The organism is Thiothrix caldifontis, assembly GCF_900107695.1.
In the GTDB taxonomy this organism is placed as follows: domain Bacteria; phylum Pseudomonadota; class Gammaproteobacteria; order Thiotrichales; family Thiotrichaceae; genus Thiothrix; species Thiothrix caldifontis.
This window is the reverse complement of sequence record NZ_FNQP01000006.1, coordinates 95,285-118,395: the sequence shown is the minus strand read 5'-3', so window position 1 is coordinate 118,395 and position 23,111 is coordinate 95,285. Positions and strand designations below refer to the sequence as shown.

Sequence of the window (23,111 nt, the reverse complement as noted above, 5' to 3'; positions counted from 1 at the left end):
CTAATCGGTCAAAAAGAGCAGTAGGATACCAGCAATTACACCTACCAGACCAATGGTTCGTAAGGTTTTGTCGGGTAATTCGATCAATTCGCGGTAGGTTTGCTTGAGGCGGGAGGGGCTTAAGAATGGCATAAGCCCCTCCAAAATTAACAGGAGGGCGATGGCAGTGAGCAAATCGTTCCAGTTAAATGTGACCACTTATTGTGGCAGCGCTTGCTGCTTAAAATAACGGAAGAACTCGGAAGTCGGTTCTAACACCATCACATCACCGTTTTTGCCGATGGTGTTGCGGTAGGCGCTCAAACTACGGTAGAACGAGTAAAACTCTGCATCTTGCTGGTAAGCTTGGGCGTAAATTTCGGCGGCTTTAGCGTCGCCTTCACCGCGAATTTTTTCCGCTTCTTTATATGCTCCGGCCATAATGATGGTGGATTCACGGTTAGCATTGGCTTCGATTTTTGCGCCTTCTTCCTGACCGCGTGAGCGGAAGTCTTGAGCAACCCGTTCACGGTCGGAACGCATCCGGTTGTAGACGGAATCGCTGACGGTATCGGGGAAGTCGATGCGGCTAACGCGCACGTCGACGATTTCTATCCCTAATTGTTTGGCGACTTCCTTGGATTTGCTTTCAACCCCTTGGAGGATGCTGCCGCGTTCACCAGACAAGGCTTCTTGGATGGTGCGGCGGCTGAACTCGTTACGCAAGCCGTCTTTCATGAGCTGTTCCAGACGATTTTCAGCATCAGTAATGCGTCCACCGCCGGTTGAACGGTAGAATGCCGAGACATCTTCAATACGCCATTTCAGAAAGAAATCCACCGTGACATACTTTTTCTCACCAGTGAGGAATTGCTCCGGGCGTGAGGCAAGTGTTTGAATCGTTGCTGGAAATCTGCTAACGGTGGTAATAAACGGCATACGGAAGTTTAACCCCGGTTTGATGTCAGCATTCACGATTTCACGGAATTTGAACAAGATTGCTTTTTCGCGTTGATCCACGGTATACACGGATGAATAGATCAGCAAAGCAAGCGCACCCGCGACGACCGCGAGTATGTTTTTAATATCCATTAGCGGCTCTCCCTTACGCCAGTTTCCCGACCTGTGCGCGTGACGTCGGCACTATTAACAGTGGCATCGCTAGGTGTTGGTGTTGTATTCGATTTGTCAGTCGCATTTTGTATAGCGGCGGCGGCTTGAGCCGCAGTGCTGGTTTGAGCGTTCAATTGATCCAACGGCAGGTACAACATATTATTGCTATTGGAGTCAATCACGATTTTGCGGCTACCAGCCATGACAGTTTCCATCGTTTCCAAGTACAGGCGTTCGCGGGTAACCTGAGGTGCTTTACGGTATTCCGTGACCAACTGCATGAAACGTGAAGCATCACCTTCCGCTCTGCTGACCGTTTCCTGACGGAACGCTTCGGCTTCCGCTTTTAAGCGTGCGGCTTTACCACGCGCTTCAGGGATCACTTTATTCGCGTAAGTTTGGGCTTCGTTTTGATAGCGGTTGGCATCTTCACGTGCTTTATTGGCTTCATCAAACGCTTCTTTGACTTGTGGCGGGGCTTCAGCATACGTTAGGTTGACCGTAATGATTTGCAAACCTGATTTATAATTATCCAGTACCTGTTGCATTTGGCTTTGAATATCACCGGCAATTTGCGCACGACCTTCTTTGAGGATGAAATCCATATCATTGCGTCCAATCACTTCACGGGTAACACCTCGCATGACTTGATAAAGTGTCCCTTGGGTTTGATCAGCCAAGAAATCCGGATTGAGGATATTGAAGGCATAATCTTCAGGATTACGAACTTTGTATTGTGCCGCGACCCCGACCTCGACGATGTTTTCGTCTTTGGTCAACATGGTGTTGCGATCTTGGGCACTGCGGTTTTGTTCGGTATCAATAATTTCAACAGTTTCAATGGGGTAGGGTAAACGCCAATGCAAACCAGCATCCGTGGTGGCTTGATAAGCCCCGAACCGTAGCACTAAACCTTGTTGACGTGCGTCAACCGTGTAAAAGCCTGATAATAACCAGCCGATAACAAACAATATTAGTAGAAAAATGATACCTTTATTGCTGTTTTGACTGGAATTATCGCCATTACCACCGGAACCGCCGAACAGCTTGCCTACTTTTTCGTTAAGTTTGCGAATCAGCTCTTCAGGGTCATTGCCGCCTGAGCCACGTTTTTTTCCTGACCAAGGATCTTGTTGATTCCCACCCGGTTCGTTCCAGGGCATAGTTGAAGCTCCTAAAATGTTCTACTGTTTGCTAGTATTGAAATGACAAAATAAATTTCAATGCGAAGCATAACAGATTAGGTCGTGGAGTTCCCAACTCACCCTGAAAAAATGGTGTTGAAATCCCGAGAAGGCTATGAGTTCAGGTTAGATGCCTTGTGGTTGTGATCTGAACCGATACTTTTTTACTAAACACAACAGTAACGCCAAGAAGCCAAGCCAAGTTATATTGAGCGTACCTGCACCACCGGGATAATTGGCACGGGGATCACTAGCTTGTGCGACGGGGGCTTGCGCATACGGTGGTGGGGCAAACTGCTGGATCCACCCTGCGTAACTCGCTACACGGGTATAAATACCGTATTTTCCTGCCATGGCACAGCCTTCTCCTTGACTCACAATACCGATTTGTCGGTAAACACCGTTTTGTTGAACCATCAGCGGCCCACCACTGTCGCCAACACAAGCATCTCGGCCTCCTTGAGGGTATCCAGCACACAACATGCTTGATTGAATTTTGCCGCCGTAAGAATTCGGCGCATTGCATACTTCATTGGGAACGATAGGTACAGTGACTTGCTCCATTTGTCTTGGATAATTGCCGGGATAGCCATTGTTGGCTTTGGCAGTGCGTGCACCCCAGCCCACTACTGTAGCTGGTGTTCCTGGTGCGGGATTGTCGGCATACACTGGCATGGTGGCTCCTTCTAAGGGGGCTGATAACATTAGCAGTGCCACATCGTTGGCACCATTACTCATGTTATAATTCGGGTGTACGACGATGCGTTGAATTTGCATGTGTCGGCCATTGGGGGAATCTAATCCGGTTGCCCCAGAAAAGATAACCAAGTCGGGTGTGCCGTATTCATAGTACAAGCCTTCCGCTTCACCTTTGATACAATGCCCAGCAGTTAACACCCACATGGGGTGAATTAAATTGCCACCGCAAAGCACTTGCCCATCTCGTGTGGTTTTGATGGCGACGACAGAAGGCCAAGCATTTTGCCCGACAGGGTTACCGCCTACAATACGCATGGTCATCTCGTTAGCATTCACGGCTTGCATTGGTAAGAGTGCGAGGAGTATTAGCCTCAATAATTTGTACATTATAAATCCCCTGTGACGTTATCATTCGGCCCAATGATTACGACCGCAAGATTTTAGAAAATACTGCACATGGACGAGAAAAATTTATGAGTTTTATTTTGGTAACAGGCAATGCCACCTTGGATATTGTCAATGTGGTCGATCATTACCCGCAGGAAGATGAGGAAATGCGAGCCTTACATCAGTGGCGGGATACCGGTGGTAATGCCGCTAATGTGGCACAGGTGTTGGCTGCACATTTACACCGCTGTGATTTCACAGGGGTAATTGCCCAAGATAATGATGGGGATTTTATTTACAGTACATTAACGGAAAAGTCGATTTATTTAGAACAGGTGAAGCGGCAACGAGGTAAGTCGCCAGTATCGTACATCACCTTGAATCAACAAAATGGTAGTCGCACTATTGTACACTATCGTGATTTAGTGGAGTTGGCAGCAGAAGATTTTTATCACATCCCCATTGCGCATTACGACTGGTTGCATTTTGAAGGGCGTAATGTGACGGAGTTGGCAAAGATGCTGGCTTATACCCGTGAAAACATTGTTGACCAACCTGTGTCTTTGGAAATTGAAAAAGTGCGTGACGGCTTGGAAGAACTGATACCGCTGGTAGATTTGGTTATGTTTCCGCGTGCTTATGCTCAGGCACAAGGTTTTAAGGATGCTGAACATTTTTTGCGTGATCGGCAAGCTAAGCATGGCAATGTGTGGATGACCTGCACATGGGGAGAAGCAGGCGCATGGGCAATTGATCAACTGGGTGTGATATTCCATGTGCCTGCATTAGCGGTAAAAGTGGTGGATACCTTAGGGGCGGGGGATGTGTTCAACGCTTGTTTGATCCATGCGTTGGCGACCGGGCAATTGCTGGAAGAGGCACTGCATTATGCGGTGAAAATGGCAGGGCATAAGGTACAGCAACAGGGATTGAGTGGTTTTTTACATTGGGCCTAAGTCAATCAAAGACTAAACTATCTCTGCTGCTCGATATTTTTTCTAAACCGCTGTAACTGTTTTTCACGCACTTGTTGCATATCTAAACGATAGATGTCGTAGGGAAATAGAAATTCGGTTACACCAGAGTCAAATAACCGCCTAACTTCGTATTCATCGTGTGAGGTGCCGCGCTGGTAACGGTAGTTGAGATAAGATTGGTTGGTATGAATAATGAACTCTACCCGCATTCCCCCCATGCGGGCAAAGAATTTCAGCATTTGGGTATTACTACTGCTGCCAACAGAGGTGGCAGCGTATTGACGCCCAGCTAGGGTATCGGAAATGTCTTCTAACATCATAATTGAACCAGCTTTTACCGCTGAGCGAGTTAGATGTCGTACAAAACGTTTGACATGATTGATGTTATCCAACACTGCCATCAGCCCTAATTCATCATCGACTGCGACAGCTGGGTTTTTCTCATTTTTACGTAATAGTTTTAGCACTTTGGCTGCCGAATCTTTTTTGCGCACAGTCACATAGACTGGGATCTCTTCTCCATTAGTATGAAATAAACGGCGTTTGACCAGTGTCAATTTCTCATTTTCTGCAAATTCATGCAGATGGTGGGCGGTTTCGGCATCAATAATGTCGACCTGTTTGCAACTAAAATCGGTCGTGTCGTGATAGCTGTGCAGGTAGGCGATTTCCAATTCTCCAATCTTGAGTTGCGGACTCCAAACGTACTGGTTGAGGAAGTTCAGGAAAGCGGAAAACTTATTTTCGATGTCAGTTTCACGTTCACGCTGGTCGATAGAACCAGCCAATCCCATCAGTACCAGTTTGCGCTTGGCCTCGAAACGGATTTTCTGGTGATAACGGTCATCGAAAATGGTTAGCAATAGGTCAACTGGGTTTTTCGCTGTTTCAATTTCGTTGCTGATTTCGATATGCGAACTGTAAGCAGCTAGTACTTTGCCACGAAGCTGCCCAATGACGGCATCAGCAGTATTCATGTATTCGTGAATTTTGCTGCGTATAGCAGGTAATTCCCCGCTGATGCCGAACAAATTGCCTAATAGCCGGTAAGCTTGTTCGCTGCGTTGTTCACGCAATGCAGTACTGCGGAGTAGGTCTGGTATGTCGTCGAAGCACTCAATCTGCAATAGATCAAACAATTGGTCGCGTACTGCGCGGTACTTGGTTGCCATTTGTTTGTCTTGTTGAAAGGCTTTTACCCAGAGGCGGTTTTGACGGGAAAATGGGTGAGAACATGATGGTTGGTTATGGATAGAGAATGGCCCATTCTGTTTCATGGCGATAAAGATAGATTTCTCGTCTACGACACTCATGCTTTGTTCCTTGCAACTATTGAGTCTTCGTAAGAGTGTAACAGAACAGATTATCTTCAATCTAACTAAGTTAAGAGAATGGGTATTGACAGCAAAGATAATAGTGGTTATGATCGCCACCTCTTGGCTACATAGCTCAGTTGGTTAGAGCACATCACTCATAATGATGGGGTCCCTAGTTCGAATCTAGGTGTAGCCACCAAGACTCTGAAATAGAAAAGCCTTCGCAACTTGCGAAGGCTTTTCTATTTCAGATAGTATCATGTTTCAGCCACATTTGATGTGGTGGGGTCTAGCCATCTGCTTCATAAAAACTCTCCACTCTGGTGTTGCCACATTTCGTAGTATTTGCCCTGTAACGCCAGTAGTTCGTTATGCGTACCTTGTTCGATAATCTGCCCATTTTCTAGCACAATGATTCTGTCCATACGTAGAATGGTGGAGAGCCGATGCGCAATCACAATCGCTGTTTTATGCTCAATAAGCTCGAAAATAGCAACCTGAATCTGTTGTTCGGTGAGTGAATCTAGTGCACTGGTAGCTTCATCCAATACCACAATTGGCGCATCTTCCAAGAAAGCACGCGCAATGGCGATGCGTTGCTTTTCACCGCCAGAGAGTTTCACGCCACGTTCTCCCACCATTGTTTCAAAGCCTTGGGGAAGTTTTTCGATGAAATCCAAAGCGCGGGCTTTACGTGCTACCTCACGCAGTTGGTCATCGGGTATCGCTTTACCCAGCGCAATATTGTCGCGGATACTGCGGTGAAACAAGTCTGGTTGTTGTGGAACTAGGGAAATCTGTTCACGCAACGAGGCTAAGGTAAAGCTGCTTGCGTCAATGCTATCCAGCAGGATTTTACCGTGTTGTGGATCAACAAAACGGAACAAGAGTTTGGTCAGCGAGGTTTTGCCTGAACCAGAATGCCCCACTAATGCTACTTTTTCACCCGATTTAATATGCAGGTTGAAATCTTCAAACAAGCCAACTTGTTTATTTTCTTTGCCATACGCAAAGCTGAGGTGTTCAAAGCGAATGTCGCCATGAGTAATGGTATGTGCCTGCATTCCCGCATGATTTTCCTCTAAATCCGTTTGGCGGAACACATCAGCCATTTCCCGTGCATCGGCCAGTACGTTGAAAAAACGCCTGAAATTCATCCCAAAATCCCACAAATGCCGAATGATGAGCAGTAGTACTGTTTGGAATAGCACAAATTCGCCGATCTCGAATGCGCCCTGTTGCCATTCACCGATCATCCAATAAATCAACAATAGCTCGATGCCGAAGACCAAGGTACTTTGTACGGCAAAGGATACAAAGGTCAACAGCCAGGCCACATTGCGTTTGCGGTAGGATTCATCAGCCAGTGCGCCGATATTGGCACGTTCGCGTTGTTCCAGCGCGAAACTTTTAACGATAGCAATATTGCTGATGCCATCGGCATACGCACCACCGAGTTTGGAATCCATGGCCGCTACGCGCAGGTCAAACTTGAGTTTCCAGACCAGAAATCCGCCACTCCACCCTAGAAATAGTACGACCCAGATCAGGAAATACAGGGCAAAAGTTGGTTGTTGCTGGTAAAAAATAATGAAGGCGAGGCTGACTTGCAGCAAATTGCCGTAAAATTCAAAAATCATCCAGTCGATGATGGTTTCAAACGCTTTAATAAAACGGTTGGCTTGCTTGACTAAACTACCCGCGAAATTGTTCTCGAAAAAATGATGGCGTTGTTTGACCAAAACATCAAAACAGCGTTTATCGAGTTGGTTTAGTCCCCAGCTTTGGAACATGATCATGCCGAGTTCCAGCGCTCGCCAACTGAGCCAAATAACGCCGTAAGTTACGGCGATATAGCTTAGGTTTTGCAATAAAAGTTCATGTGTTGCCGCTGTGAAAGGTTTGGATAAGCCATTAGCAATTTCTTTGTAATACAGTGGAACCAGCAGTGCCAGACCTGATCCCCCAGAAATTCCCAGCAGAACGACCAAAAACCAGCCCCATTTTTGGCGGATGATAGTGCCATATTCGCGAAAAATAACGTCCATATTTTAAGATTTTCCTTTTGCCGCAGCGGCTCTGGTGCGGGCTTCGATTTCGTAAGGGTTATCCCAGTAAAAACTGCCCCCACGTTGTTGTGCTCGTATGCCTGCAATAAAATAGACAAAGGGGAAGAGTAAGCCCCAATGCTCGAATTGTGTTACATGAACGCGCTCATGCACTCGGCTATTGTGTAAATGTTGGGGGGAGACTCCGGCAACGATATGCCCGATGGTAATTGCATTGACTGCACCGAGAAAGGGAATGCCGCGATCTAGCCGTTGCCCGACCCAACCGCCCCAAATTTCCAGTACTCCTGAATGTATGGCGTATCCACCCCCTGTCCACTTTGCGAGCAAGGCTAACGGTAAGCACCAGACGGTGATGGGGGCAACCCATACGTATAAGAGTAGTTGCCGCCAATAAGCTGTTTTTTTCACGGTCTATCTCAATTGAATCTGGATAAGAACTGAACCGATACGGTGTTTACAAGGTCAGAAACCCGTATACTTGGCAATACGGCTTAGCAAATTGTAGGGGATTCCTTGGCAGAACACGAAATATTACACGAGCATGGACTCTTGGAAAGTATCCTGCTGTTACTGGTCATGTCTGTCGGTGCAGTTGCTGCGTTTCGCACCTTGCATTTACCGCCTATTCTGGGCTACTTGTTAGTGGGCACGGTAATGGGGACGCATGGCTTGGGGTTTATCCCGGAAAGTGAAGGCTTGGCATTCATGGGGGAGGTCGGTGTGGTCTTCCTGCTGTTTGCGATTGGGCTGGAGTTCTCGCTGAAGCAGTTTATGGCGATGCGTACCACCATTATTGGTTTGGGCGGGTTGCAGGTGGTGATTTCTACGCTATCGGGCATTGTCATTTTGTCTTATTTTGGCGTGCAATGGCAAAGTGCTTTAGTAGCGGGTGGGGCAATGGCAATGTCGTCAACAGCGATTGTTGTCAAGCAATTAACCGATCAGGCAGAAATGCGTGCGTCACATGGGCAGTCAGCGTTAGGTATTTTGTTGTTTCAGGATATAGCGGTCGTGCCTTTTTTGGTAATGATCCCGTTGTTGGCAGGTAGCGGCAACCTAGAGGTGAATACCAGTGAACTGTTGCTAAATATTTTCTCGGCAGCAGTGTTGTTTTTTGTGATGTTGTTGGTGGGGCATTACACACTGCGCCCTTTATTTCAGTATATTTCTCGTGCCGAGTCGATTGAGTTATTCAATATTACGGTGTTGCTTGTGGCTCTAACGGCAGCTTGGCTTACACAGTCAATGCAGCTTTCATTGGCTTTGGGAGCATTCCTTGCTGGGATGCTGCTCAGTGAAACAGAATACAAACATCAGATTGAGAGTGAAATACGCCCGTTCCGGGATATTCTGATGGGGATATTTTTCATCACGGTGGGGACTAAGTTAAATATTTCTGTCCTGCCTTCGTTGTGGCTTCCTGTGTTGTTGTTAGTGGTCGGGATAATTGTCGGCAAGGGCTTATTAATTGCCGTATTAACGCGTCTCTTTGTGAAGAATAATGCGACATCACTACGTACCGGGTTGGTGTTAGCACAAGGTGGGGAGTTTGGGTTTGCGCTATTGGCCTTAGCGTTAAGTAACCAAGTTATGTCCTCCGGTGAGTCGCAAACGACATTAGCTGCTATCGTGATTAGCATGGCACTTTCCCCGTTTATTATTCGCTATAACGATAAAATTACGAACCTATTGTTAGCTGATACTTATAGTTATCAAAAGTTTAAGGATGTAGCAGATGTCAGTGCGGCTGTTAAAGAGGCAGATGACCATGTAATCATTTGTGGCTACCGGCGTATGGGGCAAAATATTGCTCGCTTTTTACAGGAGCAGGGCGTGCCTTATATTGCGCTTGATCTTGATCCGAGTATTGTAGAAAAAACTTGGGAAGCGGGGGATCCGGTGCATTATGCGGATGCGACGCGTCCAGAGATTTTGATGGCTGCTGGTTTAGACCGTGCTCGTATGGTGGTTATCACTGTAGTGGATGTTGAAGTGGCTAAACGTATTATCGAAGCGGTGCGTTTGAAACGTACTGATGTGCCAGTTTTAGTGCGTACTCGCGATGAGCGCCATTTGGAGGCTTTAGAACGCTTAGGGGCAACCAGTGTGTTGCCGGAGAGTTTGGAGGCAACCTTGATGATTACTCAACGTATTGTGGAGCAACTTGGGTTTAGCCCGGATGAAGTGTTCCAGATGACAGAAAAAATTCGTCAGGATAGTTACCGTTCGTTGCATAGCTATTATCACGGGGATCAAGATAAGCCGATGTCGAGTGGTAAAGTTGCTGAAGCTTTTTTACATACGTTTACCTTGCAGATGACTGATTATGCAGTGGGTAAGCGCATTGAAGAGTTGGAGTTAAAGCGTTTTGCGGTGAACATTAAAGCATTACGTCGGGGTGATATTCGGGGGGACGAGCCTTCCGCAACTATTTTTCTGCAAACGGGGGATGTATTGGTGTTAGAAGGTACTAAAGCCGAATGTTTTCGGGAGGTGGAGAACCTCTTGAAGACGGGTGGGAAATTAGCAAAAAATAGTGCGGTTGCTACAGCCGAATCATAACGCGTATTGATGAAGACAGTTGTATGAGTATTTTTTTGAGAGAGTGCTGCTATGAATAAACGCCCACATTACTTATTTGTGTTTGTCTTTTGTTTAGCGTTATTGGGAGCAGCCTTGTTTTTTCAATTTGTGATGGGTTTAGACCCTTGCCCGCTGTGTATTTTGCAACGAATGGCAATGATAGGTATTGGCTTGGTAGCGTTATTGGCTTTTTTGCATAATCCTACCGGGTTAGTTGATAAAGTCTATGGGGGACTGTTGGTGGTGGTGGGACTGTTCAGTGTCGGGGTTGCGTTACGTCAGGTGTGGTTGTTGAGCTTGCCATCAGAGGAGGCTGATTCTTGTGGGCCGGGTTTAGAATTATGGTTAGATCGTTTTATTGCTGCTTTACCTCAGGGGCAGGTGACAGAGGCATTGTTACGCAGTAGTGCTGGTTGTGATGAGGTGAGTTGGTCTATCTGGGGGTTAGGAATGCCACAATTAACCTTTCCAGTGTTTATATTCTTTGCTTTTTATTTAATTTGGTTATTCTTTAAGCGAAGCAATAGGCATGTCGGTACATTTTCTATGCGTTAAATCTTAGCCGTTTTTCTGTTGGACACTACCGTTTATCAACCCAATGTATTGGGTATATTTCACTCTATGGTATTCTTTTATTCAGGATATGCGTTTAGTTAGATAGTTTTTATAGTGAAAGCTCTTGTAAAGTAAACACATGCCGATAGCCCGATATATGTCGGGCGACTTGGGGTCTGCCATGGATATTCTCGCAAATAAAAGATTTTCTGAGCGTAGAGAACCTTTTACACAACAGCGTGTCTATGAAGGGTGTCGAGTCGTTTTAGATTACATTGGCGCTATTTATGACTTCTATGGAGCGGATGCTGATTTCCGTATTGCAAGGAAGCATATCGGGTGGTATCTGGATTGAATCACCTCCAAGACAAGTTGCAAAAAGGAATTTTTACGATAACGACTCCTGAAAGCAGTTGGCTACGGTTCATCAAACATTGTGTAGAATCGTACCAACAAATACTAAAAAGGTTGCATTAATATGACGAATACATCTTCTCGTGCCGGTCTGGACGCTTCTTTGTCTGAAACAGTTGCCCGTACTTTACAAGATTACTTGGATACACTGGGCGATCATGAGGCATCAAACATTTACCGTTTGGTGTTGGATGAAGTGGAACGCCCTATGTTGGAAATCATGATGCGTTACACGCACAGCAATCAGTCTAAGGCTGCTCAGTGTATGGGTATTAACCGTGCTACATTGCGTACTAAACTGAAGCGCCATAACTTGCTCTAACTGGAGTAAGTATGGCTAAAAGGGGCGGTTTAACGTAACCGCCCCGGTTAGCCATTACGCTTTTAATGCATTTTGATATGTTTTTAACCCATCCCAATCGCCCGCTGCTGCTAATGTTGCCTGCTTAGCCCAACTTTCCGCAGATGCTTTGCTGTAACGAATGTTGCTTGATGCAAGTTTCTCATTGAGGTCATTTATCGTTAATTCTGCTAACTGTGCATAACGTTTAATACCATTTGCCTGCATAGCTTCCGCCAGTTTCGGACCAATACCATTTAATTTTGTGAGATCATCAGCCACTGTTGTTTCAACAACCGGCGTTGAGGTAACAGGTGTCGCTCTGGAGGTAGGAACCACTATAAGTTCTGCTGCATTCGTGAGAGTTTGGGCGGGTGATGCAACAAGTTTTTCTTTTGCGGTACTCAGTTCTGCTTGTAACTCACGATTTTGCTTTTGTAGCGTATCATTTTCTTTACGGCTGATTTGCAGGGCTGTTTCGAGTTTTTTCTTCGGATTAGGTACAAACAAACGGACAAAAATCCATTCAACTAACCAACCCACCAGTATTCCAAGAATAAATACGCCTATTAGTTTAGACATTGTGAAACTCCATTGATTTAGCATGTATTTAATGCTTTTTATTACAAAGCAGATTCTAAACACATAATACGGCGGACAGAATACACCAAATGGTAGGGTTTGGCAGACAAACCTCCTCCCGACTTGATCTATAGCAATGTAATAATGTGATTACTTCATTGCTTTTAGTGTCTTGCTCATATGCTATTAAAGTTTATTGCACTTGCTTGGGTCTTGTTATTGTTGGGAGGGTGTCAGGATGAATCCAATATCTATCAACCGGATAATAGCAGTGCAAAAGTATTGCGCTCCAGATTAGATACCACACTGAGAGGATTGATTCAGCAGCATGGGCTTTCAGGTGATGCGCTGCAAGGTCGAATATTGCCCACCATCGAATCACCTTTGGCACAGTTGGGGATGCACTTGTTTTTTAGCAAGTCACTGTCCGGCAATCGGGATGTTGCCTGTGCAAGTTGTCATCATCCATTGTTGGGGGGAGGGGATAACTTATCATTGTCGATTGGGGTGGATGCGGTTGATCCTAATGTATTGGGGCATAAACGTTTGTTACAGGGGGGCTTAAGTCTTGGTGTACCACGTAATGCGCCAACCACGTTTAATATTGGGTTGTGGCAACAGTTCATGTTCCATGATGGACGGGTCGCGCAACTTGATACGGGAATTACCACCCCAGATGTCGCTTATTTACAGCCAGACCCCTTGGCAGGTAGTAATCTGGTTCATGCACAAGCACGATTTCCCGTGACATCAAACCATGAAATGCGTGGCAAAACGTTTGATGTTGGTGGTACTGCGCAATCTTGCCGTGAACGTTTAGCCGAGCGTTTGGGGGGGTATGGTGCAATACCTGAAGAGCGATTGCCCGCTGAGGAAACGGATTACTGGCTGGATGCATTTCGTAAAGTCTACCAACAACCTCAGGCACAAGCAGCGGAATTGATTACCGAGCAAAATATTGCGGCAGCTTTAGCGGAATATCAACGTTCGCAAGTATTTGTTAACCATGCGTGGAAACAGTATGTACAGGGTGAACTTGCGGCGATCAGTGAACCGGCAAAACGTGGCGCGTTATTGTTTTTTCGGGAGAGTGAGGCCGGTGGGTATGCGTGTGCAAGCTGTCATCGGGGGGATTTCTTTACAGATGAACTCTTTCGTAATGTATTGATGCCGCCGCTAGGGCCGGGTAAAGGCAATATGGATACTGAAGTGCAGCAGGATTATGGACGTTGGTTAGTGACGCAAAATCCAGACGATAAATTTCGGTTTCGTACACCCAGTTTACTGAATGTGGCAGTGACGGGGCCATGGGGACATAACGGCGCGTATACCAGCCTTAATGCCATTGTCCGGCACATGCTAAACCCATTTCAGGCAGCGCTTAATTATGACAGTGGGCAATTAAAGCAGCCAAACATTCCAACCGAGCAATTTGCCGCAAACCTGCGTGACATGTTGGGTAGTAATACTGATATGGCGGGGCAGGCGTATCAGGAAGAGGATGTGCAGTATTTAGTTGCATTTCTACACACCCTGACTGACCCGTGTGTGACACATGTAGATTGCCTGCAACCTTGGATTCCTCCTGTTGCAGGTTTACCAAAATCAATCTTACAGGCGAGGTTTTAGACACCAAATTCGTTGCGGTATGCCTGTACTTTTTCCAGTAGGGCAGTGTCTTTTAGATGACTACCGACATGGTTGATGACCTCACTCAAACCGACGATGCTAATGACATTGATGCCGTATAAGGCTTCCACCTCTTGTACAGCGGACTGAGCACCTTTGCCGCGCTCTTGGCGGTCGAGTGAAATGGCTACACCCGCTAAGATTGCACCTTGGGCGGCTACGATGTCAGCCGATTCACGAATTGCCGTTCCCGCTGTCATGACATCATCAATAACTAGTACGCGACCTTGTAAGGGAGAGCCGACAATGGTGCCACCTTCGCCATGATCTTTGGCTTCCTTGCGGTTGAAGGCATAGGGGTAGTCTTTGCCATGATGTTCATATAGAGCAATTGCTGTCGCTGCTGCTAAGGGAATGCCTTTGTAAGCAGGGCCAAACAGCATATCGAACGCCAGACCAGAATCCACAATGGCTTGCGCGTAGAATTTACCAAGTCGAGAGAGGGCAGAACCCGTTTGGAACAAGCCTGCATTGAAAAAGTAAGGACTGACTCGACCGGACTTTAGGGTAAATTCACCGAATCGCAACACTCTTTGCCCGATAGCAAAATCCAGAAAATCTTGTTGATATGTTTTCATTGCTTTCATCCTATGCTTTTAAGTCTGCTAAGGCTTGCCCCAGTTTTAGGGCGACATCGGCTCCCAGCGTTTTCTCCCAAACTATGTGTGGCTGTTCCAACAGTAGAATAACGGTTGAACCCATGTTGAAACGCCCCATTTCCGTGCCTTTACTCAAGGTAATATCAGGGAATACTTGGCGTTTGACACCCCAGCCTTGTGGTGGTGTTACCAAGCCATCCCACACGGTTTCGATGGCGGCTACATTGATAGCACCGACCAATATCATGGCTAATTTGCCGAATTCGGTATCAAATATAGCCACGACCCGTTCATTACGTGCAAACAGACGTGGAATTGTGCGGGCAGTATGCCCCGCAACGCTGAACAATCGCCCCGGTACATACACTTGCTCGATCAATGTGCCATTCAGTGGCATATGGATACGGTGATAATCACGCGGCGAGAGGTAAATCGTCATGAACTGACCGTTCAGAAATGGAGCTGAGCGGGCTTCATCTCCCCCCAGCAATTCCAATGCAGAATATTCATGGCCTTTGGCTTGAAAAATTCGCCCTGCTTCAATTCTACCCATTTGGCTAATGCGGCCATCGACTGGGCTGACCAATACCTGTGTTCCTTTTGCTATTGGGCGTAACTCGGCTTGTAGTGGTCGGGTGAAAAAGGCATTAAACGTTGGGTAGCTAGCAGGGTCAGAATTGACGGCTTCCGTGAGGTTCACCTTGAATATCTTGCTGAATAAGCGGATAGCATGGGGTACTACAGTTGGACAGGTGATACGGGTCAGGCGGAACACTTGTCGGGAAATAAAGTGATGTGGCAACAGATACAGCGGCCAGGATTTCAAAGCATCGAGTAGATTCATGCAGGATTCGCGTGTCAGGAACTAAAAGCGGGATAATACGGGAAATTGGGGGAGAATAAACCAAAAAAGGCATCCCGAAGGATGCCTTTTAGCAAACTGTGATGCTTGCGTCTGGTCTTACTTAGCAGCAGGTGCTTGAGCAGCAACAGCAGGAGCCGCTACCGGTGCTTGGGCAGTAGCAGGTGTTGGCATTTGTGGAGCCATCATTGCTGGAGCGAAGCCATTGTTAGCGCCTTCAGCAGCGAAGTTGTTGTAGCCGTAACCGTTGCCATTACCGTTGCCGTAGCCATAACCGTTACCTGCACCGTACCAGTCACCGTTGCCTTTGCCGTTAGCAGCCATGTCAGTATCCATGTTAGTACGGCCTTTGCCTTTGAAAGTGATTGCGAAATCAACTTCGCCATCAGCGTCGCCTTTACCACGACCCCAGCCGTTTACATCGCCATTACCTGTACCGTAACCAGTACCTTGACCACTGGTAGAACCAGTGCCTTGACCAGCGCCTTGACCGGTGGCAGAACCATTGTCAAAACCATCAGTGAAGTCAGCAGAAGCAGTACCAGCGAAAGCGATCAGAGCAGCGAAAGCGATAGTTTGCAGTTTCATAATTGTATCTCCTAGCATTGATTTGGAAAATTTCAGTATGGGTTAATAATAATATTAGAACTTGCTAATGTAAAGAGGGTTTTGCACGATAACTGCAACTTTTTTGCAATTATCGTGAACTTTTTGCAGTGAACAAAAAGCCCCGTTCGTCGGGGCTTTTTGTTGCTAAATAGTAAGCAGGGTTATTTAGTCTTTGATACGATATTCTGCTGACCGCGCATGGGCAATAAGTCCTTCACCGCGAGCCAAGATTGACGCAATCTTGCCCAGTGTTGAAGCGCCTTCTGCCGAGCAATCAATCAAGGATGAACGTTTCTGGAAGTCATAAACCCCCAGTGGGCTAGAGAAACGTGCGGTACGTGAAGTTGGCAATACGTGGTTTGGCCCTGCGCAGTAGTCACCCACCGCTTCTGCCGTATAACGTCCCATGAAAATTGCCCCAGCATGACGAATTTGTGTCGCCATTTCACGCGGGTTTGCTACGGAAAGTTCCAAGTGTTCTGGTGCGATGTAGTTGGCAACTTTCACAGCTTCATCCATAGTTTGCACATGGATCAGCACGCCACGATTTCGTAGTGAGGTGGAAATGATTTCCTTGCGAGGCATCTCTTCCACCAAACGGTTGATGCTGGCTTTTACTTGCTCGATGAAAGTTGCATCGGGGCAAACCAAAATGGATTGAGCATCCTCATCATGTTCAGCTTGAGAGAATAGATCCATTGCAATCCAGTCTGGGTTGGTTTTGCCATCGCATACGACGAGGATTTCGGAGGGGCCTGCAATCATGTCGATGCCAACAGTACCGTACACCATACGTTTGGCAGTTGCTACATAGATATTGCCAGGCCCAACGACCTTATCAACTTGAGGAACGGTAGCAGTGCCATAAGCAAGTGCGGCAACGGCTTGTGCGCCGCCGATGGCAAATACACGGTCAACGTTAGAAATCGCTGCTGCTGCCAGCACCAATTCGTTGACTTCACCATCGGGGGTAGGCACGACCATGATCAGTTCTGGCACGCCTGCGACTTTGGCGGGTACCGCATTCATCAGCACAGAAGACGGGTAAGCCGCCTTGCCACCGGGAACGTATAACCCAACCCGATCCAATGCAGTGACTTGTTGACCCAGTAATGTGCCGTCTGCTTCGGTGTAACTCCATGAGTTTAGCAACTGGTGTTCGGCATAAGACTTAAGGCGAGCTGCTGCTTGTTCCAATGCTGCTCGATGTTCTGGTGTAATATTCTCCAAAGCTGCTTGCAAACGCGCCAATGGAATTTCCAACTCGGTCATGCTGCCAACGCTCATGCGGTCGAAGCGGTTGGTGTATTCCACCACAGCGGCATCACCACGTTTGCGCACATCTTTGAGAATGCCGTTGACGGTGTTGAATACAGCGTCATCAGAGACGCTTTCCCATGCCAGCAAGTCTTGCAGTTTTGTCCAGAAGTCGCTGTCGGTGGTGTTTAGTTCGGTAATGTTGAGCATATTTCAGATACTCCTACGCTTTTCAATGGCCTCAGCCAACTGGTTCAGTACGGCAGTGGTGGTGTCGAAGTTAATACAAGCGTCAGTAATACTTTGCCCGTAGACTAGCTCTTCGCGCTTTTTACCATCCGCTTTCTGGTTGCCTTCCACCAAATGGCTTTCGATCATCACACCGGTGATGGCTTTGCTACCTGCTGTAAGCTGTTCTGCTACACTTGCTGCTACTTCTGGCTGGCGGCGATAATCTTTGTAGCTATTAGCGTGGCTGAAATCAACCATCAGATACGGTGGCAATTTCGCTTTTTCCAAGGAATCAACCGCAGCAGCAACACTGGCAGCGTCATAGTTTGGCTCACGCCCGCCGCGCAAAATCACATGGCAATCTTCATTGCCTTTGGTGGCAAAAATCGCCGTGCGCCCTTCTTTAGTGACAGACAAAAAATGGTGCGGACGCGAAGACGCGCCAATCGCATCAATCGCAATGTTCAAATTGCCATACGTGCCGTTTTTAAAACCAATTGGACAGGAAACACCAGAGGCGAGTTCACGGTGAGCCTGGCTTTCGGTGGTACGTGCACCAATTGCCGCCCAGCTTACCAAATCCGCTACGTATTGCGGGCTGATCAGGTCTAGGTATTCAGTGGCAGCAGGCATCCCCAGATTGTTTAGATCCAACAATAACTTACGTGCCATGCGCAAGCCTTTGTTGATGTGGAAACTGTTATCCATATCCGGGTCATTGATCAAACCTTTCCAGCCAATAGTGGTGCGTGGTTTCTCGAAATAGACCCGCATGATAATGTGCAATTGATCTTTGAGTGTGTGGCGCAAGTGTTGCAAACGTGCGGCGTATTCCATGGCTGCATCCACGTCGTGAATGGAGCAAGGCCCTACCACGACCAACAAACGGTCATCCTCGCCATGCAAAATACGGTGGGCTTCTTGACGTGCCGCATACACGGTTTCGGTAGCCATTTCGCTCAAGGGGTATTCACGGTGCAATTCCACCGGTGGGGTTAACTCGTGCATTCCGATAATGCGCAGGTCGTCAGTTTGGTATTTCATGAGGGATTCCTTTGGTCGACTGCAGCCTGAATGTGTGCAATCAGCTCACGAATGGCGGCATGTTTGAGTTTCATGGATGCTTTATTGACGATCAAACGCGAGGTGATGTTTGCCATGTGTTCGAGTGGCGCAAGCCCGTTAGCACGCAAGGTGTTACCGGTGTCTACCACGTCCACAATGCAATCCGCCAAGCCAACCAGCGGGGCAAGCTCCATCGAGCCGTACAGTTTGATTACATCGACTTGGCGGCCTTGCTCCGCAAAATAGCGGCGGGTGCAGTTCACAAATTTGGTGGCAACTTTCAGCCCTGTCGTCGGCAACGGGCGGTCTGGAAAGCCTGCAACCATGAGTTTGCAACGTGCAATTTTTAGGTCAACCAATTCGTACAGCTCTTGACCGCCATGTTCCATCAGCACGTCTTTGCCTGCCACACCCAAATCAGCCGCGCCGTACTGCACATAAGTTGGCACATCCGTAGCTCGGATAATAACCAGCTTTACGTCGTCACGGTTGGTATCAAGAATCAGCTTGCGGCTGGTTTCGGGGTCGTCCAAAGGTTCGATACCAGCGGCTTTTAATAGCGGGGCGGTATCTTTGAAAATGCGCCCTTTGGAAAGCGCAATGGTCAAGGTATCTTTCACAATCTTATCCATTTACTCGCTGGATTCGCGCACCCAAGCGGGAGAGTTTTTCTTCAATGCGTTCATAGCCACGGTCAGTGTGGTAAATCCTATCAACCGTGGTTTTGCCTTGCGCCGCCAAGCCAGCCAACACCAATGAGGCCGAAGCGCGTAAATCGGTTGCCATGACGGGTGCGCCTTTGAGATAAGGCATCCCCGCAACAATGGCAGTATTGCCTTCCAAGCGGATATTTGCCCCCAGACGCATCAATTCGGCAACGTGCATCATACGGTTCTCAAATATGGTTTCGACAATCACGCCGATGCCTCGTGAAACGGCATTCATCGCCATGAATTGCGCCTGCATATCGGTCGGGAACGCGGGGTAGGGGTCAGTGCGAATATCCACCGCTTTCAGAGTGCGGTCACGCATATCGACTTCGATCCAATCAGCCCCGGTCGTCACTAATGCACCTGCTTCGGTAAATTTGTGCAGTACAGCATCGAGTGTATCAGGTGCGGCTTTTAAAGTCCTTACCCGCCCACCAGTAATCGCAGCGGCTGCTAAAAAAGTACCCGTTTCGATACGGTCAGGCAGGACGCTGTAATCCACACCCTGGAGGCTGGTCACGCCCTCGACAGTGATTTTGTCCGTACCCGCGCCTTTGATCTTCGCACCCATGGCAATTAAGCAGTTAGCAAGGTCGACCACTTCCGGTTCACGTGCTGCATTTTCCAATACGGTCGTACCTTCTGCTAATACTGCTGCCATTAACAGGTTTTCTGTGCCGGTGACCGTTACGATGTCCATGACGATTTTTGCACCCTTGAGGCGCTTGGCAGTGGCACGGATATAGCCCTCTTCGACCACGATCCTCGCACCCATCGCTTCCAATCCTGTCAAATGGATATTGACCGGACGTGAACCAATCGCACAACCACCGGGTAAAGACACTTCGGCTTCACCGTAACGTGCCACCATCGGTCCCAGCACAAGGATGGAGGCACGCATGGTGCGCACCAAATCATACGGCGCGACAAAATGCTGAATGGTAGCGGTATTGGTATGGATATTATGGTGTTCATCGGTTTCTACTGTAACGCCCATGCCTTCAATGACCGCAGCCAAGGTAGACACATCTTTTAAGCGTGGCACATTGCGGATAGTCATCGGCGTTTCTGCCAATAAGGTCGCCGCGAGCAGGGGCAGTACAGCATTCTTTGCACCGGAGATGTCGACATCTCCATCCAGTGTTACGCCACCTTCGATAATCAGCTTTTGCATGGTATTAAGATCCGATTCAGTCGCTTGTCAGCAAAAGGATGGAATAATAGCGAAAATTGCGGGGGGATTCACCGCATCCTGCAAACTTTCCTACAAACTGCGACGTTGGGGGCAAGGTAGGGAACTTAATCGGCAAAGTTGTTTTCCAATTAAAAGATATTGGGCAATAAAGCAGCGAAAAGGCAGGGCTTTTACGGCTGCTCATCATAATATGGGGTTTAGTAAATCATGATAAATGCTTTCCATTGGGGGGGGAGCCGCTGGGCTATGGCTTTCTTACTGCTATTGGGGTTAATGGCGGTTAAACCAGCCTCAGCCTTCTACAACAGTCATTCTGCGTTGGGAACCAATACGAATGAAATCATGGATGACGATTCAAGCGTACCCTTCATTGATTTGATGAAAATGGCTTTGCCGTTTCGTGAAGCCCATCAATTGAATAAAGGTCATATCGAATATGATCGTTACGGCTGGCCTAAAAAGATTTCTACGGGGGGGCAAGCAGGTACACGCTTTGTGAGTAAGTTACCTGCTGGAACTATCCCTAGTGGGCGTTACACCGTTTTATACGATGGTGAGGGTAAGTTGGAGTACCGCAATGATGCCATCTTAGTGGAAAACATGCAGGGGCGGGACATCATTACGCTTGAACCAGGCAAAGATAACGAGCTGAATGCCACGTTGTTTATTATGGCAACGAATCCCGCCAACCCGATACGCAATATCCGCATCCTGCCACCGGGTGGAATTTGCGGGAGTAACCCGTTTCAGCGTGTGGCTGGCGCAGGGCAGTGCCGGGGTGATTATCTGGCATTTGAACAGCACTCCAGCAAGATCATTTTCAATCCCGATTACCTGACCTATATGCGGGATTTCCGCGTGATTCGCTTTATGAACATGAGCGGTATTACCCGTAATCCGGTGTATGCGTGGGAAGACCGTGCCAGCATCGACCAGCAAACCTGGGGGGGCGCAGAGGGTATCCGTGGCGCACCCATGGAAGTCATGGTCGAACTTGCCAACCGTTTGCACGCTGATCCGTGGTTTTCCATGCCACATGCAGCGAGCAACGACTTTATTCGGCGTTTTGCTGAATACGTGCAGACAAACCTTGACCCAACTTTGAAGGTGTATGTGGAATATTCCAACGAAGTCTGGAACGGTGTTTTCACCCAACACGCTTTCGCCAAGCAACAAGGGATGCAAATGGGGTTAGACCCTGATCCGAATCAGGCTGCGTATAAGTTTTATTCCAAACGTTCGGTGGATGTGTTTGGGATTTGGGAACAAGTGTTTCGTGGGAATAAACGGGTAGTACGGGTGATGTCAGGGCTGGTGGGCAGCACCCAAATGACCAAAACAGTGCTGTCCTACAACGGTGCTTACCGCTTTACCGATGCGTATGCTGTTGCACCCTATGTGTTTGGTGATGCGAATGCCTTACGTCAGGCGCGTAGTGTGAATGATATTTTCCGGGTGATGACCGACCCGAAGTACCCACATTCCCTGCCTAATGAAATCAAGCTTATTGGCAAGCAAGCGGAGATGGCAAAAAGTTTCGGGGTTGATTTAATTGCCTATGAGGGTGGGCAACATTTGGTGGATATGACCACTAAATCCGATAGTCAGCACCCCAATAACTTGTTTTACGCCGCTAACCGTCACCCACAAATGGCCTCCATTTACCAACAACTGTTAGCCGGTTGGAAACAGGCGGGTGGCAAATTATTTGTACACTTTAGCTCCCCGCGTATTTACCGCAAATACGGTAGCTTTGGCACCAAGGAATACATTACCCAAGCGGATGCACAAGCACCAAAGCACCGTGCGTTAATGGCATTTACCCGTGCTAACCCTTGTTGGTGGAATGGTTGTTCGGGTAACACTTTGGTACGCCAAGCGAAACCCGTCAGCACCTTGGAGGCATTGAAAACACAATCGGAACCTTTGGATGCCACAGCACCACAATACGAACCAATCCACGGTGAACCTCCACCGTTCCCTATGGGCAATATTCCTCCAGAAGAGGCTATGCCCCCGCAAGCAGCCGTGCAACCAACGCTGGTCACCATGCGCAATGCACCGAGTGAGCAATACGTTGCAGGCGGTAATGCCCTTATTCGGCGGGTGCGTAATCCGGCAGATGTTTGGCAAGGTGCGACAGCCTATCAACTGCGTAATATGTTGAATGGCAAAATAGATGGCACGACAGATTTAGCCGCCATGTGGCAAGCCAGTTGGGATCAGCAAAACCTGTACCTGCGCATAGGTGTTGAAGATGACCGTCCGGGCATAAGTGATTCTACGTTGCCTTGGGAAGATGATGCGGTGGAACTTTATCTGGATGCGGATGCTTCCATGCGTCCACAATATGACCAATATAACGACTTCCACTTCATTTTTGACCTAAAAACTGGCACAGTTGTGTTGGGCAAAAACTCACCTAAAATTGACCGTATGCCATTGACTCATAGCATGATACGTTCCAGTAATGGTTATATGTTGGATGTAACTTTGCCTTGGTCGGCTTTACAGGTTAACCCGCGTTCGGGGCAGCGCTTAGGGATAGATGTACACATTGACGACGACGATGACGGTGGTGATCGTGACGGTAAGTTGGCTTGGAAGGCCAAGCAAGACGAGTCTTGGCAAAATCCATCGTTATTCGGTGGGGTGATTTTGGGCGAATAACAGCATTAATAACACGGGGAATT

22 protein-coding genes and 1 tRNA gene are annotated in these 23,111 nt (G+C 47.7%); 8 read left to right on the top strand and 15 right to left on the bottom strand.

Features of this window, described 5'->3' with window-relative positions; all coding sequences use genetic code 11:
- The 4 genes from BLV87_RS06630 to BLV87_RS06615 form a co-directional block, all read right to left on the bottom strand.
- Positions 1-198, bottom strand: coding sequence for a DUF2065 domain-containing protein (locus tag BLV87_RS06630; protein WP_281241307.1), 198 nt, complete (start codon positions 196-198; stop codon positions 1-3).
- Positions 199-1,071 (bottom strand): protease modulator HflC, encoded by an 873-nt coding sequence (gene hflC, locus BLV87_RS06625; RefSeq protein ID WP_093066666.1) that lies wholly within the window; start codon positions 1,069-1,071, stop codon positions 199-201. It lies immediately after the preceding gene.
- Positions 1,071-2,255, bottom strand: coding sequence for an FtsH protease activity modulator HflK (gene hflK / locus BLV87_RS06620; RefSeq protein ID WP_093066665.1), 1,185 nt, complete (start codon positions 2,253-2,255; stop codon positions 1,071-1,073). The genes hflC and hflK overlap by 1 nt, the downstream gene beginning before the upstream one ends.
- Before the next feature lie 147 nt (positions 2,256-2,402).
- Positions 2,403-3,362 carry a serine protease gene (locus tag BLV87_RS06615; RefSeq protein ID WP_093066663.1) on the bottom strand — a complete coding sequence of 320 codons (960 nt, stop codon included), beginning with the start codon at positions 3,360-3,362 and terminating at the stop codon, positions 2,403-2,405.
- Positions 3,363-3,448: 86 nt separating this feature from the next.
- Here BLV87_RS06615 and BLV87_RS06610 point away from each other — a divergent pair, with 86 nt between their 5' ends.
- Complete coding sequence (locus BLV87_RS06610; protein WP_093066661.1) at positions 3,449-4,318, top strand: PfkB family carbohydrate kinase; 870 nt, start codon at positions 3,449-3,451, stop codon at positions 4,316-4,318.
- Positions 4,319-4,335: 17 nt separating this feature from the next.
- Here the strand turns inward: BLV87_RS06610 and BLV87_RS06605 are convergent, their stop codons facing one another.
- Positions 4,336-5,652, bottom strand: coding sequence for a hypothetical protein (locus BLV87_RS06605; RefSeq protein WP_093066659.1), 1,317 nt, complete (start codon positions 5,650-5,652; stop codon positions 4,336-4,338).
- Between the two features lie 125 nt (positions 5,653-5,777).
- Between BLV87_RS06605 and BLV87_RS06600 the strand changes: the two genes are divergently transcribed.
- Positions 5,778-5,854: transfer RNA gene (locus tag BLV87_RS06600), tRNA-Met, on the top strand.
- Positions 5,855-5,957: 103 nt separating this feature from the next.
- Here the strand turns inward: BLV87_RS06600 and BLV87_RS06595 are convergent.
- On the bottom strand, positions 5,958-7,703 hold the full coding sequence (locus BLV87_RS06595) for an ABC transporter ATP-binding protein (protein WP_093066657.1): 1,746 nt from the start codon (positions 7,701-7,703) through the stop codon (positions 5,958-5,960).
- Between the two features lie 3 nt (positions 7,704-7,706).
- Positions 7,707-8,135, bottom strand: coding sequence for a hypothetical protein (locus BLV87_RS06590; RefSeq protein WP_093066655.1), 429 nt, complete (start codon positions 8,133-8,135; stop codon positions 7,707-7,709).
- 105 nt (positions 8,136-8,240) lie between these two features.
- Between BLV87_RS06590 and BLV87_RS06585 the strand changes: the two genes are divergently transcribed.
- The 4 genes from BLV87_RS06585 to BLV87_RS06575 all read left to right on the top strand — a co-directional run bounded on the left by BLV87_RS06585 (position 8,241) and on the right by BLV87_RS06575 (position 11,601).
- A complete protein-coding gene (locus tag BLV87_RS06585) occupies positions 8,241-10,289 on the top strand; it encodes a monovalent cation:proton antiporter family protein (RefSeq protein WP_245706935.1) in 2,049 nt (682 codons plus the stop codon).
- A gap of 51 nt (positions 10,290-10,340) precedes the next feature.
- Positions 10,341-10,865 (top strand): disulfide bond formation protein B, encoded by a 525-nt coding sequence (locus BLV87_RS06580; protein WP_093066653.1) that lies wholly within the window; start codon positions 10,341-10,343, stop codon positions 10,863-10,865.
- 181 nt (positions 10,866-11,046) lie between these two features.
- Positions 11,047-11,220: a hypothetical protein gene (locus tag BLV87_RS19275; RefSeq protein ID WP_175517865.1), complete on the top strand. Its 174-nt coding sequence runs from the start codon at positions 11,047-11,049 to the stop codon at positions 11,218-11,220.
- Between the two features lie 123 nt (positions 11,221-11,343).
- Entirely contained in the window at positions 11,344-11,601 is a 258-nt protein-coding gene (locus BLV87_RS06575) for a helix-turn-helix domain-containing protein (protein ID WP_093066651.1), read from the top strand.
- 54 nt (positions 11,602-11,655) lie between these two features.
- Here BLV87_RS06575 and BLV87_RS06570 read toward each other — a convergent pair whose 3' ends face one another.
- Entirely contained in the window at positions 11,656-12,201 is a 546-nt protein-coding gene (locus BLV87_RS06570; protein ID WP_093066646.1) for a helix-hairpin-helix domain-containing protein, read from the bottom strand.
- Positions 12,202-12,381: 180 nt separating this feature from the next.
- On the opposite strand from BLV87_RS06570, the gene BLV87_RS06565 reads away from it, so the two are divergent.
- A complete protein-coding gene (locus BLV87_RS06565; RefSeq protein ID WP_093066644.1) occupies positions 12,382-13,830 on the top strand; it encodes a cytochrome-c peroxidase in 1,449 nt (482 codons plus the stop codon).
- Here BLV87_RS06565 and pyrE read toward each other — a convergent pair.
- From pyrE to murA, 7 genes are all read right to left on the bottom strand, one after another.
- Positions 13,827-14,468 (bottom strand): orotate phosphoribosyltransferase, encoded by a 642-nt coding sequence (pyrE, locus tag BLV87_RS06560; protein ID WP_093066642.1) that lies wholly within the window; start codon positions 14,466-14,468, stop codon positions 13,827-13,829. The genes BLV87_RS06565 and pyrE overlap by 4 nt on opposite strands.
- A 10-nt stretch (positions 14,469-14,478) precedes the next feature.
- Entirely contained in the window at positions 14,479-15,333 is an 855-nt protein-coding gene (gene asd / locus BLV87_RS06555) for an archaetidylserine decarboxylase (RefSeq protein WP_093066640.1), read from the bottom strand.
- Between the two features lie 117 nt (positions 15,334-15,450).
- Positions 15,451-15,939: a hypothetical protein gene (locus BLV87_RS06550; protein ID WP_093066638.1), complete on the bottom strand. Its 489-nt coding sequence runs from the start codon at positions 15,937-15,939 to the stop codon at positions 15,451-15,453.
- 186 nt (positions 15,940-16,125) lie between these two features.
- A complete protein-coding gene (hisD, locus tag BLV87_RS06545; protein ID WP_093066636.1) occupies positions 16,126-17,427 on the bottom strand; it encodes a histidinol dehydrogenase in 1,302 nt (433 codons plus the stop codon).
- 3 nt (positions 17,428-17,430) lie between these two features.
- On the bottom strand, positions 17,431-18,492 hold the full coding sequence (gene aroG / locus BLV87_RS06540) for a 3-deoxy-7-phosphoheptulonate synthase AroG (protein WP_093066634.1): 1,062 nt from the start codon (positions 18,490-18,492) through the stop codon (positions 17,431-17,433).
- A complete protein-coding gene (hisG, locus tag BLV87_RS06535) occupies positions 18,489-19,133 on the bottom strand; it encodes an ATP phosphoribosyltransferase (RefSeq protein ID WP_093066831.1) in 645 nt (214 codons plus the stop codon). The genes aroG and hisG overlap by 4 nt, the downstream gene beginning before the upstream one ends.
- Positions 19,134-19,137: 4 nt before the next feature.
- Entirely contained in the window at positions 19,138-20,397 is a 1,260-nt protein-coding gene (gene murA / locus BLV87_RS06530; protein WP_093066632.1) for a UDP-N-acetylglucosamine 1-carboxyvinyltransferase, read from the bottom strand.
- A gap of 267 nt (positions 20,398-20,664) precedes the next feature.
- Here murA and BLV87_RS06525 point away from each other — a divergent pair, with 267 nt between their 5' ends.
- Positions 20,665-23,088, top strand: coding sequence for a sugar-binding protein (locus BLV87_RS06525; RefSeq protein WP_245706934.1), 2,424 nt, complete (start codon positions 20,665-20,667; stop codon positions 23,086-23,088).
- Positions 23,089-23,111: the final 23 nt, after the last annotated feature.